This window comes from Salinivibrio sp. VYel1 (assembly GCF_009377945.1).
GTDB classification, from domain to species: domain Bacteria; phylum Pseudomonadota; class Gammaproteobacteria; order Enterobacterales; family Vibrionaceae; genus Salinivibrio; species Salinivibrio siamensis.
In genome coordinates this window covers 58,703-74,218 of record NZ_RSAM01000016.1, presented here as the reverse complement: position 1 = coordinate 74,218, position 15,516 = coordinate 58,703, and the positions used below count along the sequence as shown (strand labels likewise).

General features: G+C 50.8%; 13 protein-coding genes and 1 riboswitch. Of the genes, 7 read left to right on the top strand and 6 right to left on the bottom strand.

Annotated features, from left to right (window positions below; all coding sequences use genetic code 11):
* Positions 1-463 precede the first annotated feature (463 nt).
* The 3 genes from hemG to EHW58_RS14145 all read right to left on the bottom strand — a co-directional run bounded on the left by hemG (position 464) and on the right by EHW58_RS14145 (position 3,194).
* Positions 464-1,009: a menaquinone-dependent protoporphyrinogen IX dehydrogenase gene (hemG, locus tag EHW58_RS14155; protein WP_046074829.1), complete on the bottom strand. Its 546-nt coding sequence runs from the start codon at positions 1,007-1,009 to the stop codon at positions 464-466.
* 21 nt (positions 1,010-1,030) lie between these two features.
* A complete protein-coding gene (locus EHW58_RS14150; RefSeq protein ID WP_046074830.1) occupies positions 1,031-2,488 on the bottom strand; it encodes a TrkH family potassium uptake protein in 1,458 nt (485 codons plus the stop codon).
* 67 nt (positions 2,489-2,555) lie between these two features.
* Positions 2,556-3,194: a YigZ family protein gene (locus tag EHW58_RS14145; RefSeq protein WP_046074893.1), complete on the bottom strand. Its 639-nt coding sequence runs from the start codon at positions 3,192-3,194 to the stop codon at positions 2,556-2,558.
* Between the two features lie 216 nt (positions 3,195-3,410).
* On the opposite strand from EHW58_RS14145, the gene fadB reads away from it, so the two are divergent.
* The 3 genes from fadB to EHW58_RS14130 all read left to right on the top strand — a co-directional run bounded on the left by fadB (position 3,411) and on the right by EHW58_RS14130 (position 7,923).
* Positions 3,411-5,591, top strand: a complete 2,181-nt coding sequence (gene fadB / locus EHW58_RS14140; protein ID WP_046074831.1) for a fatty acid oxidation complex subunit alpha FadB — start codon at positions 3,411-3,413, stop codon at positions 5,589-5,591.
* Between the two features lie 16 nt (positions 5,592-5,607).
* Entirely contained in the window at positions 5,608-6,771 is a 1,164-nt protein-coding gene (fadA, locus tag EHW58_RS14135; RefSeq protein WP_046074832.1) for an acetyl-CoA C-acyltransferase FadA, read from the top strand.
* A gap of 159 nt (positions 6,772-6,930) precedes the next feature.
* Positions 6,931-7,923: an MDR family oxidoreductase gene (locus tag EHW58_RS14130; protein WP_152797100.1), complete on the top strand. Its 993-nt coding sequence runs from the start codon at positions 6,931-6,933 to the stop codon at positions 7,921-7,923.
* 130 nt (positions 7,924-8,053) lie between these two features.
* Here EHW58_RS14130 and EHW58_RS14125 read toward each other — a convergent pair whose 3' ends face one another.
* Positions 8,054-8,257 carry a hypothetical protein gene (locus EHW58_RS14125; protein WP_077607307.1) on the bottom strand — a complete coding sequence of 68 codons (204 nt, stop codon included), beginning with the start codon at positions 8,255-8,257 and terminating at the stop codon, positions 8,054-8,056.
* 121 nt (positions 8,258-8,378) lie between these two features.
* Between EHW58_RS14125 and tusA the strand changes: the two genes are divergently transcribed.
* Positions 8,379-8,627: a sulfurtransferase TusA gene (gene tusA, locus EHW58_RS14120; protein WP_046074835.1), complete on the top strand. Its 249-nt coding sequence runs from the start codon at positions 8,379-8,381 to the stop codon at positions 8,625-8,627.
* A 33-nt stretch (positions 8,628-8,660) separates the two neighbouring features.
* Here the strand turns inward: tusA and EHW58_RS14115 are convergent, their stop codons facing one another.
* Complete coding sequence (locus EHW58_RS14115; RefSeq protein WP_152797098.1) at positions 8,661-9,221, bottom strand: TMEM165/GDT1 family protein; 561 nt, start codon at positions 9,219-9,221, stop codon at positions 8,661-8,663.
* 28 nt (positions 9,222-9,249) lie between these two features.
* Positions 9,250-9,422: riboswitch (yybP-ykoY riboswitch) on the bottom strand.
* Between the two features lie 175 nt (positions 9,423-9,597).
* On the opposite strand from EHW58_RS14115, the gene glyQ reads away from it, so the two are divergent.
* From glyQ to EHW58_RS14100, 3 genes are all read left to right on the top strand, one after another.
* Complete coding sequence (glyQ, locus tag EHW58_RS14110; protein WP_069362311.1) at positions 9,598-10,509, top strand: glycine--tRNA ligase subunit alpha; 912 nt, start codon at positions 9,598-9,600, stop codon at positions 10,507-10,509.
* A 9-nt stretch (positions 10,510-10,518) separates the two neighbouring features.
* Positions 10,519-12,588, top strand: coding sequence for a glycine--tRNA ligase subunit beta (gene glyS, locus EHW58_RS14105; RefSeq protein ID WP_152797096.1), 2,070 nt, complete (start codon positions 10,519-10,521; stop codon positions 12,586-12,588).
* Between the two features lie 376 nt (positions 12,589-12,964).
* The gene (locus tag EHW58_RS14100; RefSeq protein WP_152797094.1) at positions 12,965-14,218 is read left to right on the top strand and encodes a valine--pyruvate transaminase; all 1,254 of its coding nucleotides are present in this window, start codon (positions 12,965-12,967) and stop codon (positions 14,216-14,218) included.
* A 683-nt stretch (positions 14,219-14,901) separates the two neighbouring features.
* On the opposite strand, the gene EHW58_RS14095 is transcribed toward EHW58_RS14100, so the two are convergent.
* A complete protein-coding gene (locus EHW58_RS14095) occupies positions 14,902-15,339 on the bottom strand; it encodes an Hsp20 family protein (RefSeq protein ID WP_152797092.1) in 438 nt (145 codons plus the stop codon).
* Positions 15,340-15,516 lie beyond the last annotated feature (177 nt).

Here is a 15,516-nt window from a genome sequence, read left to right as displayed (position 1 = left end):
GCCGAACAACTGTAAAAGTTGTCGTTTGGTCACTCAGTTCATCGAATAAATCTTTTTGTCTATTCTCAACGAGTGCCCACACAGATTGCATAGGTCAAATTGTTAAAGAGCGTTGACGATGCGAAGCCGCGCTTCGCTTGGTCAGGGCTGCGTATCTTACGCGCCTTGCCGTTAAAGTCAAGAAGAAATTTTATCTTTTATTCTCAACCCGCCGGGTGAAATAAAACCTCTTTTTGACTCCCCTAACGCTTGGCGTTAAGCAGGTCGGCCATCTTAATCTTTTAAAAAATCACGTCAAGCGTTTATTTTTATTTGATTTTTTTCTCGACATGCTCGCTGAACGCTTGCCCTGCGTGCCGTGTCGATGGAGGCGCATTATAGAGAAACCACTCACCTTCGCAAGACTAAAAAGCGACTTTTTTTAGAAAAAGTCGCCGTTCGGTCAAACAATCAGCGTTATGGCCTAAAAGCGGGCAAATTGCTCGCTAAATTCCGCCACTTTTCGCCAATCCGTGTATTCAACCTCTTTGGTCGTATCCGTCTCCCCACCCGTGATATGCATGATGAAGCGAATCATCACTCGATCAAACCATTTATAACGTGGATAGTAGAGTGCGCCGGCAAAGACACCATGCAGTTCGGGGGTCCAGGGTGACTTTTCGATAAACTTACGGCTATAAGCGCTGGTTTCTGGCGTATCTTTCCCCGGTTTACGCGCGGTGAGATTGACACTAAAGAATGCTGCTTTCACGGTTTTAAGCTGATCTGCATGCGCATCAATGAATTGATATAGCTTTTTATTAAAATGGCCATAGCGAATAGACGCACCAATCAGTATCCGATCGTATTGGCTGAGATCAATGTCTGGCCGCTGATGAATATCTTTCACCTCACACTGCGCCGAAGCCCCCAGCTGTTGCTCGATAAAATGCAGGATTTTCTTGGTCTGCCCTTCTCGGCTGGAATGTAGCAGTAAGACTTTTTGCGTTGCGTTGCTTTGCTCGCTCATGTCCTCTCCTTCCCCATACGGCTAGCTCCGCCAGAATGTGGGAGTAAATAAAACCAATAATGTGAATATTTCTAAACGACCGAATAGCATGGCAAGGATCAATACCCACTTCGCCGTGTCATTAATATCGCCAAAGTGAGCAGCCACTTCGCCTAGCCCTGGGCCTAGGTTATTGAGGGTCGCTGCAACGGCTGAAAACGCCGTTAGCTCTTCAATGCCAGTGGCTATCAAGGCCAACATACAAATGACAAATACCAGCGCGTAGGCGGAGAAGAACCCCCATACGGCATCAACCACTTGCTGCCGTAGCGCCTTATTACCCACTTTGATGGTGTATACCGCGCGAGGGTGCACCAAGCGTTTCAATTCTCGCGTTCCTTGGAGTGACAACAGCAAGATACGAATGACCTTCATCCCGCCACCGGTCGAGCCTGCACACCCACCAATAAATGACGAGAACAGGAGTAAAACGGGGAGGAACAACGGCCAATGGGCAAAGGTTGTGGTGGTATAGCCCGCGGTGGTTGATATTGATACCGACTGAAATAGCGCCTGGGTGAAGGTTTCTGTGGCGCTCTCATAAACCTGATGCCCGCTCAGCATGGTAAACACCACCAGCCATAGTAGGAACTGAATCACCAAAAACGCGCGAAATTCTGGATCACGCAAGTAAAACTTTAGATTGAGCCCATTATTGGCAAAGGCGGCGAAATGGAGAGAAAAGTTACACGCAGAGATCAACAGAAACACCACAGTGATGAGATTAACCGCAGTGCTATCAAAGTGACCAATGCTGGCATCATGGGTTGAGAACCCGCCGATGGCAACGGTCGAAAAGCTGTGCCCAATGGCATCAAAGGCAGACATGCCCGCCAGCCAGTAGGCCAAGGCACAACTTACGGTTAAAGTCAGATAAATGTACCAGAGCACCTTGGCAGTCTCAGCGATCCGAGGTGTCATTTTGGTGTCTTTCACGGGGCCAGGGATCTCGGCGCGATAAAGCTGCATCCCCCCGATGCCGAGTACTGGTAGGATGGCCACCGCCAGCACAATGATCCCCATACCACCGAACCACTGTAGCAACTGGCGATAGAACAAAATCGCTTTAGGTAACTCATCTAGCCCCACAATGACGGTTGCGCCCGTCGTGGTTAAACCAGAAAAGGACTCAAAAAACGCCTCGCTCACGGAAAGATCGGGCTGTTCAGACAGCATCAACGGAACTGCCCCTGCACTGCCGATCACCGTCCAGAATAAGACAACAATCAAAAACCCATCACGTGCTTTGAGTTCATGCCGATAATTTCGATTGGGGAACCAAAGTAACCCGCCACCCGCGAGTAGTAGAAAAAACGTCAAAACAAAAGGATAGCCCGCACCATCACGATAGATAAACGCAACCAATGCAGGCGCTAACATGGTGATGCTGAACAGGGCCAGCAGGAGTCCGACAATGCGGGTAATGGAACGAAATTGCATAGCCTGACGTGGCCCTCTTATCGGCGGTAGCGACTTTCTACCGTCTCGTCGTTACACGTAAAGCAGGCTAAGTGCCTGACGTTGTCTTATGTTCTAACGGGTGCGCGCTTGCTTGTCCGCGGGTTTGATTTTTAAGTGCTTCAAGAAACACATCGATATAGCGCGCATCGATACGCACACTCAATCGCACATTATGGCTGAATTCTGCATCGAGCTGAACGCCATCGTACTGCTTGAGTAGCGATTCTATCGTATCAATGTGAGCATATTCACAGCTTATCGTGTAAGGGACTGTCACTGCCACTTCTCGCGTGGTCAAAAGGCCCAGGGCTTGCTGCACACTACTGCCATACGCTTTGACCAAGCCCCCAGTACCCAGTTTAATCCCGCCAAAATAGCGTACTACCACGGCACAAATCTCACCGACGTTCGCACCAGATAACTGCGCAAGCATCGGCTTGCCTGCCGTTCCCGCTGGCTCACCATCATCGCCACACCCCCATTGCACGGAAGATTCAGGCCGGCCTGCGACAAATGCCCAGCAGTGATGCCGTGCATCAGGATACGCTTCTCGCAACGATTGAATAAATTGCTTTGCCTCTTGTTCTCCGGGCGTATGAGCAAGATACGTAATAAACCGGCTTTTTTTGATTTCAAGCTCGTGCCTCACGGTGTCAGCAGGCACTGCGTATGGGGTGATAGGCATCATGGTACAACCTTTGTGTCTCAGCGATGCACTGTATCATATTCCCTCAAGCACGACAGGGACTCGACCACAGTAAAAACAACCCACACCACATATTTTAAACATTCGTTTAACTTTTGGTTGTCATTTCTTATAACAATGATCCACACTAGGTCGCATCTGGTCTAACCAGAACACTATTCAACCAGGATGGTACTGCCAACGTGGAGAACAACCATGATCTACCAAGGAGATAACCTATCAGTTCGTGCTTTGGATAACGGCATTGCAGAACTGACCCTAGACAGCCAAGGTTCTGTCAACAAATTGGATCTGGCAACGCTAGAAAGCTTAGACCAAGCCCTCGATGCCTTGTCGGGTCGCGATGATATTAAAGGACTGCTGCTGACCTCTGCTAAATCAGCCTTTATTGTCGGCGCAGACATTACCGAATTTCTCGGATTGTTTGCCAAACCCGACCAAGAGCTCTCTGATTGGGTATCTCGCGCCAATGCCATTTTCAATCGTTTAGAAGATTTACCCTATCCCACCCTTAGTGCCGTCAATGGCCATGCACTCGGCGGTGGCTGTGAGTGCATACTCGCGACCGATTTACGTGTAGCAGGTCAGGACGCGCGTATCGGTCTTCCTGAAACCAAGCTCGGCATTATGCCCGGCTTCGGTGGTACCGTGCGCTTGCCTCGACTTATCGGCGCCGATACCGCGATGGAAATCATCACTGCTGGGAAAGAAAAACGCGCGTCCGCGGCGTTAAAAGAAGGCGTAGTGGATGCCGTTGTCGATAACGCGCACCTGCGTGACGCGGCGATTCGAATGCTAGGCCAAGCGATCGACGAAAAAATTGACTGGCAAAGCCGTCGCCAACAGAAAAAACAACCACTGAAGCTTAACCGCACCGAGGCAGCGATGAGCTTTACCATGGCCAAAGGCATGGTGGCACAAGTTGCAGGGAAACATTATCCGGCTCCAATGACGGCAGTGACGGCCATTGAAGAAGCCGCAGGGATGACACGCGATGAGGCACTTGAGGTCGAAAACCGCTATTTCGTCAAGCTAGCCAAAACCGATGTCGCACAAGCCTTGGTGGGCATTTTCCTCAATGACCAGGTCATCAAAGGCAACGCGAAAAAAGCTGCCAAACAAGGTAAAGACACACAACGTGGTGCGGTATTAGGCGCAGGCATCATGGGCGGCGGCATTGCCTATCAATCGGCACTGAAAGGCGTGCCGGTGATGATGAAAGACATCGCCCAAGCCTCACTCGACCTCGGTATGAAAGAAGCAACCAAGCTGCTGAATAAGCAGCTAGAGCGTGGTCGTGTCGATGGTTTTAAAATGGGCCAAGTATTGTCGTCAATCACCCCAAGTCTTCACTATGCGGGCATTGAGCAAAGTGACGTGATCGTCGAGGCCGTGGTCGAGAACCCGAAAGTAAAAACCAGCGTCCTCAAAGAAGTCGAAGCGCTAGTCAGTGACGACACGGTCATTGCGTCCAACACCTCTACCATTCCTATCAATACACTGGCGAAGTCATTGGCCCGTCCAGAAAACTTCTGTGGCATGCACTTCTTTAACCCGGTTCATCGCATGCCATTAGTTGAAGTGATTCGTGGCGAGAAAACCTCTGATGAAACCATCGCACGCGTGGTGGCTTACGCCGCCAAGATGGGTAAGTCGCCCGTGGTCGTCAACGACTGCCCCGGCTTTTTCGTCAACCGCGTATTGTTCCCCTACTTCCATGCCTTTAGCTTGCTACTGCGTGACGGGGTGGACTTCCAGCGCATTGATAAAATCATGGAAAAACAATTTGGCTGGCCGATGGGTCCGGCGTACCTGCTTGACGTGGTCGGTATTGATACCGCGCACCACGCACAGGCGGTAATGGCAGAAGGCTTCCCAGACCGCATGAGTAAGTCTGGCCGCGATGCCATTGATGTGATGTTTGAGGCCGAGCGCTTTGGTCAGAAGAATGGCAAAGGCTTCTATCGCTACACCACAGACAAAAAAGGCAAGCCGAAAAAAGAAGCCGATGAAGCCGTCCCTGCTTTGCTCGCACCCGTAATTGAAGGGGGTCAAGCAGAGATCAGTGACGAGGATATTATCGCTCGCATGATGGTGCCGATGATCAACGAAGTCGCCCGCTGTTTGGAAGAAAACATCATTGCCTCTCCGGCAGAAGCAGACATTGCTTTGGTTTACGGTATCGGCTTCCCGCCATTCCGAGGCGGTGCCTTCCGTTATGTCGATACTTTGGGTGTTGATAACTACGTCGCCATGGCTGACAAATTCTCTGAGCTCGGCGCTTTGTATCATGTTCCTACGGATATGAAACGTCGTGCCAGCGATAAACAGGCTTACTTTGATGTCACACCGGTCAACGCACCGCAATCAGCCTAAGTTTAAGGAGAGAACAATGAACAATGTAGTGATCGTTGACTGTATCCGTACCCCCATGGGCCGTTCGAAAGGCGGTGTGTTTCGCCACGTTCGTGCTGAAGATCTATCCGCGCACCTAATGAAGTCTCTATTGGTACGTAACCCTGGGGTAGACAGCACCAGTATTGAAGACATCTACTGGGGCTGTGTACAACAAACGCTCGAGCAAGGTTTCAACATTGCCCGTAATGCGGCGCTCCTTGCTGGCATTCCACATAGCGTGGGTGCCACCACGGTCAACCGCCTGTGTGGCTCGTCGATGCAGGCACTGCACGATGCGGCTCGCGCAATCATGGTCGGTGATGGCGACACCTTCTTGATTGGTGGTGTCGAACACATGGGCCACGTGCCGATGAACCATGGTGTCGACTTCCACCCTGGCTTATCTAAGTCAGTCGCTAAAGCCGCTGGCATGATGGGACTTACCGCAGAAATGCTCGGTCGCATGCATGGCATCAGTCGTGAAATGCAAGACCAGTTTGCCGCTCGTTCTCATGCCCGTGCGCATGCCGCCACCGTGGAAGGCCGTTTTAGAGATGAGATTGCGCCTATTGAAGGCCATGATGCCGATGGCTTACTCACCTTGGTGGAAGACGATGAAGTGATTCGTCCAGAAACTACCGTAGAGAGCCTCGCTGGTTTACGCCCCGCCTTTGATCCTGCCAATGGCACAGTAACCGCTGGCTCGTCGTCGGCACTATCGGATGGTGCCTCTGCAATGTTGGTGATGAGTGAAGAAAAGGCCAAAGCCTTGGGGCTGCCTATCCGTGCACGTATCCGTGCCATGGGCGTCGCCGGCTGTGACCCATCCATTATGGGATATGGTCCGGTCCCAGCGACCAAAAAAGCGCTCAAACGTGCGGGCCTAAGCATCGATGACATTGACTTGGTCGAACTGAATGAGGCATTTGCCGCCCAGTCTCTGCCTTGTGTCAAAGATCTTGGCCTGATGGATAAAGTGGATGACAAAGTTAACCTCAACGGTGGTGCAATTGCACTGGGTCACCCGCTAGGCTGTTCCGGCGCACGCATCTCGACCACCTTACTACATCAAATGGAGCGCCAAGATGCTACCTTAGGCTTAGCGACCATGTGCATTGGTCTCGGTCAGGGGATTGCGACAGTGTTCGAACGCGTCTAACCACAATGCGCACTTTCATCAATAAAGAGCGGCTACGTCCGCTCTTTTTTTGGCTTGCGTCATCCCGCACGCAATCGCATAGTGATTGATGTAACGCATGTGGTGGTAACATCATCTGGCCTAGTATGGCCACTCACTGACTTCAACCGGGAGAATGCCATGTTTAACGCGCTTGTCCTTGAACAACACGAAAAGCAAACCCTCGCCAAAATCACCTCACTCGATGATGACCTTCTTCCAGAAGGCAATGTCACCGTCAATGTTGATTTCAGCTCCCTCAATTATAAAGACGGCTTAGCCATTACCGGCAAAGGTAAGATTGTTCGCCAATTCCCCATGGTGCCAGGGATCGACTTTGCCGGCACAGTTGCCGATAGCCAACACCCCGACTATCAACCCGGAGATAAAGTGGTGCTCACTGGTTGGGGCGTCGGTGAAGCACACTGGGGAGGCATGGCAGAGAAAGCGCGTGTTAATGGCGACTGGCTCGTTCCCCTTCCTGAGGGGCTCATTGCGCAACAAGCAATGATGGTAGGCACCGCGGGGTTTACCGCGATGTTATGTGTGCAAGCCTTAATCGATGGTGGCGTCAAACCTGAAGATGGCCCAGTGTTAGTCACCGGTGCCAGTGGCGGCGTTGGCTCTGTCGCGGTCACCTTATTGCATGCGTTGGGCTATCGCGTCAGTGCCGTCACAGGCCGACTTGAAGCCAACCAAGCGTGGCTTAAGCAACTAGGCGCTGACGACGTGCTACCGCGCGAGTCCTTTAGCGCACCCGGTCGCCCGCTAGACAAGCAACAGTGGGCTGGCGCAATTGATACCGTAGGCAGTCAAATGCTTGCCAATGTCCTCTCACAAATCCAGTACGGGGGGACGGTCGCCGCATGCGGCCTTGCCGGCGGTTTTGATTTACCCGCCACTGTGATGCCGTTTATTTTGCGCAATGTGCGATTGCAAGGTGTCGATTCAGTCTCTTGCCCGAAAGCGCAACGTCAAGCTGCGTGGCAATCACTCACCAAGCTACTCCCAGCCAGTTACTTTGAACAGGCGTGCCACACCATCGCACTGGCGCAAACCCCAGAGTATGCGGATAAAATTATTCAGGGCGAGGTGAAAGGCCGCGTCGTTATCGAGATCGCTCACCAAAACTAATCCGCGCAAAAAGGCCAATCTTTATTACGGGTTGGCCTTTATTGGCGACGTGTAGACAAAAAAAATCCCGCTCGAAGAGCGGGGAAGCCCAAGAAAACTGGGAGTGAGTGTAGCTGTTGAGTGAGTTAGCCTAGTCAGGCTGCGAGCGTGGCGTTGAGGTCGATAAGGCTTCTACCAATAACCCCAAGGCTGCGGCGCAGATTGCTAGTGTTGCCAAGAGAGTGTGCTCATGACTGTGCGTTAATCCCCAAAAAGCGAGTCCGCTCAGCCCTGTGTAAGCAGCGATACGGTGTCCATAAGCCAAGCTCAATGTGCTCGTTTGTGCTTTTCTCATGATCCCGCCTTTCGTTAACGACTTGTTAAATAATTTACACAACTCATTTACAAGCGCAACCCTGTTTGAATAATTTGTCGCCATAAGTATGATCAGGTCGACACTTTTTGAGGTAAAAATAATGACACTCGCTTTTGACCACGCCGATCTTCAACTTGATGCCTTAGGCCTGCGCTGCCCGGAGCCTGTAATGATGGTACGTAAACGTATCCGTCATATGGACGAGGGACAAACCTTGCTGATTACCGCCGATGATCCCTCAACCACGCGTGATATTCCCAGCTTTTGTCGTTTTATGGATCACACCCTTATCGCAGCCCAAACAGAGAGCGTGCCGTTTCAGTTTTTGATCAAAAAAGGGCTGGCATAACGCCAACCCTTATTCATTCATCATTGTCCTGCGTTAGCTCAGTAGATACCAAGTATCGAGCACAGCCAATGCGGCAAACATCGCCGCCGCGAGCGCCCGCACGACAGCAAGCGGGACATGGCGCTGAATTTTATCACCCGCCAGCACCACTGGGACATTGGCTAGCAACATGCCAATGGTTGATCCAATCACTACCACCCACAACGCTTCATTAAACTGTGCGCCCAATGCGGTCGTGGCGAGCTGGGTTTTATCGCCAATTTCTGCGACAAAGAACGCACTGAAGCTCGCCCAAAACGCGCTTTTGCCCTGAATACCTTCATCCTCAAGCTTATCCGGGATCAGCATCCATACCGCCATCACGCCAAAACTGATGATCAAAATAATATGCAATACGGTATCGGTCAGTATATCGGCCGCGACCACCCCGAGCCAGGCGGCAATGGCGTGATTGACTAACGTCGCCAATAAAATGGCACTGATAATCACCGCAGGTTTACGAAAACGTGTCGCTAACGCCAGCGATAGTAGTTGGGTTTTATCCCCGATTTCCGCCAAGGTGACGGTAGAGATAGAAATGGCAAGAACGCTCATGACATTGCTCATCTGGGGCAGGGCTTATTATGATTCAACCACGACAACACACACGCCCCACCCCGGTTCGTGCGATTGTCGTTGGTCTCGTCAAGCCCAGAGCACCTAATGGCAGGCTTGCAATCACCATGAAGATTTTGCTTCAACTATGTTGATGATTGCCCCACTGACTGTGCAGTGGTCGACTACTCCCCAAGACGGCGCTAGTGTACGATTTGAACAATCGCTTGGCAACTTCTATTCCTCTTGCCCCTGCACGGAGAAAATAAGCGCCTCAAAGGCGCACAAAAATCCGCCAGCCCCCTACTGCTTGAGCGCGCTGCGAGTTATAATTGCCAGCTATTTTCTCCATTCATCAACTCGCGCGAACCTGACAATGCATAAATTCGATATCAAAACCTTTCAGGGTATGATCCTCGCGCTGCAGGATTATTGGGCCCAGCAAGGCTGTACCATTGTTCAGCCGCTAGACATGGAAGTGGGTGCAGGTACCTCCCACCCAATGACATGCTTGCGTGCACTTGGTCCAGAGCCCATTGCAGCGGCTTACGTTCAACCTTCTCGTCGTCCTACCGATGGGCGTTATGGCGAGAACCCGAACCGTCTGCAGCACTACTACCAGTTTCAAACCATCCTGAAGCCGTCACCCGATAACATTCAAGAGCTGTATTTAGGCTCGCTGCGAGTGCTGGGAATTGACCCAGAAGTCCACGACATTCGCTTTGTGGAAGATAACTGGGAAAACCCAACGCTGGGCGCTTGGGGCCTCGGCTGGGAAGTCTGGCTGAACGGGATGGAGATCACTCAGTTTACCTACTTCCAACAAGTCGGCGGCCTGGAATGTAAACCGGTCACCGGTGAGATTACCTACGGTATCGAACGCCTGGCGATGTACATTCAAGAAGTCGACTCTGTGTATGATCTGGTTTGGACCGATGGCCCATTTGGCAAAGTCACCTACGGCGATATTTTCCACCAAAACGAAGTGGAGCAATCGACCTATAACTTTGAACACGCTGATGTTGATTTTCTGTTCCGCTACTTTGATCAGTGCGAAGCCGAAAGTACCAAGCTTCTGGATCTCGAGCAGCCGCTCCCTTTGCCTGCTTACGAACAGATCCTAAAAGCCGGTCATGCGTTCAACCTGCTGGATGCGCGTAAAGCCATTTCAGTGACTGAACGTCAACGCTATATTCTGCGCATTCGCACACTGACTAAACGTGTCGCCGAAGCCTACTACGCATCTCGCGAAGCGCTAGGCTTCCCGATGTGCCGACACAGCAAATAAGGGAGCATCATGGCAACGCAAAATTTCCTGATTGAGCTCGGCACTGAAGAGCTACCACCCACAGCCTTGCGCACACTGGCTGAAGCCTTCGCGAGTCAGTTTGAAGCACAACTAAAAGACGCTGATCTGAGCCACCACGGCATTACTTGGTACGCGTCCCCGCGTCGCTTAGCACTTAAAGTGGCTGCATTGAGCGATCGCCAGCCAGATAAAGTGGTTGAGAAACGCGGTCCTGCGGTAAAAGCCGCCTTTGACGCAGACGGCAATCCCACCAAAGCGGCCATGGGTTGGGCGCGCGGTAACGGGATTGACGTGAGCGAGGCCGAGCGCCTAAAAACCGATAAAGGTGAGTGGTTGCTGTATCGTCAACACGTACCTGGCCAAGCCATTGACGCCTTACTGCCGGTACTGGCCGATAACGCCTTAAGCAAACTGCCTATTCCTAAACCCATGCGCTGGGGTGACAAAGACACCCAGTTTATCCGCCCAGTGAAAACCTTGGTGATGCTGTATGGGGACACCTTGATTGAAGGCACTATCCTAGGCGTGGCGTCTGATCGCGTGATTCGTGGCCACCGCTTTATGGGTGAATCGAGCTTAACGCTGGATCATGCTGACGAATACCCAGAGCGCCTTGAGCGTGAAGGTAAAGTCATGGCCGATTATGAAAAACGTAAGGCGTTGATTATTAAAGATGCCAAAGCAGCGGCTGACGCGGTTGGTGGGGTTGCTGAGCTTGATGACGACTTGGTTGAAGAAGTCACCTCTTTGGTGGAATGGCCAGTGGTACTGACTGCCTCTTTTGAGAACAAGTTCCTTAAGGTGCCATCAGAAGCGCTGGTGTACACCATGAAAGGCGATCAAAAGTACTTCCCTGTCTATGACGCTAATGGTGAGCTACTGCCCAAGTTCATCTTCGTGTCTAACATCGAATCGAAAGATCCAGCGCAAGTTATCTCAGGCAATGAAAAAGTCGTGCGTCCTCGCCTCGCGGATGCGGAGTTCTTCTTTGATACTGACCGCAAGCGCCCATTGATTGATCGCCTGCCAGAGCTTGATAGCGCGGTATTCCAAAAGCAATTGGGTACCATCAAAGATAAAACCGATCGCATTACTGCACTCGCAGGACAGATTGCAGAGCGTATCGGCGCCGACAAGTCACACACTGAGCGCGCAGGCCAACTGGCTAAGTGCGATCTCATGACCTCGATGGTGTTTGAATTCACTGAAACCCAAGGCGTGATGGGCATGCACTATGCGCGTCATGATGGCGAGCCCGAAGCCGTAGCGCTGGCGCTGAATGAGCAATACTGGCCACGCTTTGCCGGTGACAAGCTACCTACGACACCGGTCTCCTCAGCACTCGCGATGGCTGACAAAATGGATACCATCGTGGGCATCTTTGGTATTGGTCAAGCACCTAAAGGCAGCGACCCCTTCGCCCTGCGTCGGGCCGCATTAGGGGTTCTACGTATTGTCGTCGAGAATGGCTATCAGCTTGATCTTGTCGACCTCATCCGTGATGCCAAAGCTCAGTACGATGACCGTCTGACTCACAAAGAGGTAGAAGCGGATGTCCTCGACTTTATGCTAGGTCGTTTCCGCGCTTGGTACCAAGATATGGGCTATAGCGTTGATATCATCCAAGCCGTGTTGGCACGTCGTCCAACCAAGCCTGCTGACTTTGACAGCCGCGTTAAAGCGGTGTCGCACTTCCGCAGCCTTGAAGAAGCCGAAGCACTCGCCGCGGCCAACAAGCGTGTAGGCAATATCCTGGCCAAGTATGACGGCGAGCTCCCTAGCAGCGTCGATACAAGCTTGCTACAAGAAGACGCTGAAAAAGCATTGGCGGACGTGGTCGCTGAGAAAGTCGCTGCGGTTAAACCTTTATTTGCTGACAGCGATTATCAGGGCGCGTTGACCGAGCTGGCGCAATTGCGCACACCGGTTGATACCTTCTTTGATAACGTGATGGTTATGGCAGACGATCCTGCACTGAAAGCCAACCGTTTGGCGATGCTTCACCTTATCCGTGAGCAGTTCCTCAACGTGGCAGATATTTCTGTTCTGCAGAAGTAATTATCAGCAACACACGACTCAGCCCCGCTATGACGCGGGGCTTTTTTTGGGTATTGATACGCGGACGCCCCTCTTCGCTACCAATTCTCATCTACCTTGCTACCAGCTCTCAGCCTCGTTGGCTACCCAATTTAATGACGCTAATCACCCTGTTTGTCGAGCCAAGCCGAGTTGGTTTCACATGGAACACTTGGATTTCTACCCCTCTAAGCGACTTTCGCCCTAGTGTGTACCGATAACGTAACAACCCCGTCAACCATACCCTTTAATGACGAGAAGATAACAAACTTACCATGCTTTCTTTTACACAATAGATTGTTGTATGTTGATTGCAGCTTAACCACAACATCGATACAGATATTTAAAGGCAGTAATCATGGAAGTCACTCACTTTGGCGAGAAGTTCGCCAATCACTCGGGCATCACACAATTAATGGACGATCTTAATGACGGCTTACGTAATCCAGACGCCATTATGTTGGGGGGCGGCAACCCCGCGGCGATCCCGGAAATGCTCGACTACTTTAAGACGCTAAGCCAATCAATGCTCGACGACGGTAGTCTCGTTCACGCCATGGCAAACTACGATGGTCCACAAGGAAAATCGGCATTACTCAATGCCCTCGCCGAGCTGCTGAATAAGACTTATGGCTGGCAGCTCTCAAGCAAAAACATCATGCTGACCAATGGCAGCCAAAGTGCATTCTTTTATCTGTTTAACCTATTAGCGGGGCGCTACGCCGATGGCAGCCACAAAAAAATATTGCTACCCCTTGCCCCCGAGTATATCGGCTATGGTGACGCCGGTATCAACGACGATATCTTTGTTAGCTATCAACCTGAGATTGAATTATTGGATAACCGCCAATTTAAATATCATGTCGACTTCAGCCGCCTGAAGATTGATGAGAGCATTGGTGCCATCTGTGCCTCCCGCCCGACTAACCCAACCGGGAATGTGCTAACCGATAACGAAATCCGACAACTGGACCAACTCGCGCGCGACCACAATATTCCACTGATCATCGATAACGCTTATGGCACGCCCTTCCCGGATATTATTTTTGAAGACGTTGCACCGTTCTGGAATGACAACACCATACTCTGCTCGAGCCTCAGTAAGCTAGGGCTGCCTGGTGTGCGTTGCGGGATTGTGATTGCCAATGAAACGGTGATCAATGCGATGTCCAACATCAATGGTATCGTCAGCCTGTCGCCAAACAGTGTGGGGCCAGCAATGGCACTAGCAATGATAGAACGCGGTGATCTCTTACGCTTAAGCAAAGACGTCGTTCGTCCTTTCTACCAGCAAAAGTCACAGCGCACATTAAAGATGGTGCTTGAGACCATTAATGATGAGCGAGTTCGTGTTCATAAGCCAGAAGGAGCTATCTTCCTGTGGCTCTGGTTTAACAAGCTCCCAATCTCTACCCAAGAGTTATATAAACGCTTAAAAGCTCGCGGTGTACTGGTTGTCCCCGGAGAGTATTTCTTTATTGGTGTCGATCACGAAGGCTGGGATCATGCCAAGCAATGTATCCGAATGAACTACGTGCAAGATGACAAGATGATGCAGAAAGGCATTGATATTATCGCTGAAGAAGTCGCGCGTGCCTACAACGAGGAATAAGCCTTGGTTTCACGTGGAACATCGGTTAGTGGATGTTCCACGTGAAACCTTTTATGGATTTCCCTTCTCATGTTTTAAGTCAACACTTAAAGAACAACTCGTCATTCAAATATTGCACGAGACTTTTGGACAAGGTGAAGAAGTCGCTCATCTCGCACCACTTAAGACCAAGTAGGCTCACAGCAAACAAGTCGTCATCCAGCACTGCTAATGACACGCCTTTCTTTCCTTGCAAGCGGACCTACCCTTAAAACGTACCGCTACACTCCCTCCCAAATAGCCGTCGATTCAATCTATATGGTCAGCCCGAACGTCGATTGGTTTAGTTTGATAGGCCAGGCGAGATGGTTTGCTATTGGTATTCTTATATGTTTCACGTGAAACATTATCCTTGCTTTCAGTAATATATATCGAGAGAGGACGTTCTTGGCTGGGAACTGAAACACCACTATTTTTTCATTCAGCGGCAGAGTGTTGGGCACGCATTACAAAGCCAGATCTCGTTAAGAGACGGATGGGCAACCGGCAGCGCTAGACAGATCTATGTGGACGGGATAAATCATCAGGCGCTTCACAGCTTCGGATGTCACGACGGATTGGCAGGCTCGTCTTAGGTGTATAGTCGATAAAAAGGGCAGCATGGCTGCCCTCTCCCTTATCGTGAACCACTCGGGATTCAAGCTTTACTCAGCGTTTTCTAGCAAACGGCTACCGATTTCGATACGACGAGGCTTTTCTTCCTCTGGTACTTCGCGTACTAAATCAATATGTAGCATGCCGTTTTCCATGTCTGCCCCTGTCACTTTAATATGATCATCGAGCTGGAACTTGCGCTCGAAATCGCGCTCGGCAATGCCTTGGTACAAGAACTTAGTATCTTGATTACGTGCACCCTTTTTACCGGCGACGATTAGGCTATTTTTTTGCTGAGTGATATCCACCTCATCTTGGCTAAAGCCTGCTACCGCCATGGTGATGCGGTATTGGTTTTCTTGGCTTTGCTCTATGTTGTAAGGAGGAAATCCACCCGCATTATTGGCATTGCTGTTTTCAACCAGATCGAATAAACGGTCGAAACCAATTGCAGTACGATAGAGTGGAGAGAAATCAAAGTTACGCATAATCTTACCCTTCCTATGAAGCAATAAAATGTTATCTACGGCCTTCCAACTCGGACAAGCCTCCGGCGACCCAATAGCATCGCCTTATTACTCTATATAGGGTTGGGTAATTTGATTTCAATAGCGACTTTAAAAAATTTTTGCTCTCATGGAGGGCGCACAATTCGAAAGCGAACC

Excerpts from the sequence above, each read along its gene's own strand:
- EHW58_RS14130 (WP_152797100.1), top strand. The coding sequence starts at position 6,931 with ATGTTTAACGCGCTTGTCCTTGAACAACACGAAAAGCAAACCCTCGCC.
- glyS (WP_152797096.1), top strand. The coding sequence starts at position 10,519 with ATGGCAACGCAAAATTTCCTGATTGAGCTCGGCACTGAAGAGCTACCA.
- hemG (WP_046074829.1), bottom strand. The coding sequence starts at position 1,009 with ATGAGCGAGCAAAGCAACGCAACGCAAAAAGTCTTACTGCTACATTCC.
- EHW58_RS14150 (WP_046074830.1), bottom strand. The coding sequence starts at position 2,488 with ATGCAATTTCGTTCCATTACCCGCATTGTCGGACTCCTGCTGGCCCTG.
- EHW58_RS14100 (WP_152797094.1), top strand. The coding sequence starts at position 12,965 with ATGGAAGTCACTCACTTTGGCGAGAAGTTCGCCAATCACTCGGGCATC.
- EHW58_RS14145 (WP_046074893.1), bottom strand. The coding sequence starts at position 3,194 with ATGCCTATCACCCCATACGCAGTGCCTGCTGACACCGTGAGGCACGAG.
- EHW58_RS14115 (WP_152797098.1), bottom strand. The coding sequence starts at position 9,221 with ATGAGCGTTCTTGCCATTTCTATCTCTACCGTCACCTTGGCGGAAATC.
- fadA (WP_046074832.1), top strand. The coding sequence starts at position 5,608 with ATGAACAATGTAGTGATCGTTGACTGTATCCGTACCCCCATGGGCCGT.
- EHW58_RS14125 (WP_077607307.1), bottom strand. The coding sequence starts at position 8,257 with ATGAGAAAAGCACAAACGAGCACATTGAGCTTGGCTTATGGACACCGT.
- fadB (WP_046074831.1), top strand. The coding sequence starts at position 3,411 with ATGATCTACCAAGGAGATAACCTATCAGTTCGTGCTTTGGATAACGGC.
- tusA (WP_046074835.1), top strand. The coding sequence starts at position 8,379 with ATGACACTCGCTTTTGACCACGCCGATCTTCAACTTGATGCCTTAGGC.
- glyQ (WP_069362311.1), top strand. The coding sequence starts at position 9,598 with ATGCATAAATTCGATATCAAAACCTTTCAGGGTATGATCCTCGCGCTG.
- EHW58_RS14095 (WP_152797092.1), bottom strand. The coding sequence starts at position 15,339 with ATGCGTAACTTTGATTTCTCTCCACTCTATCGTACTGCAATTGGTTTC.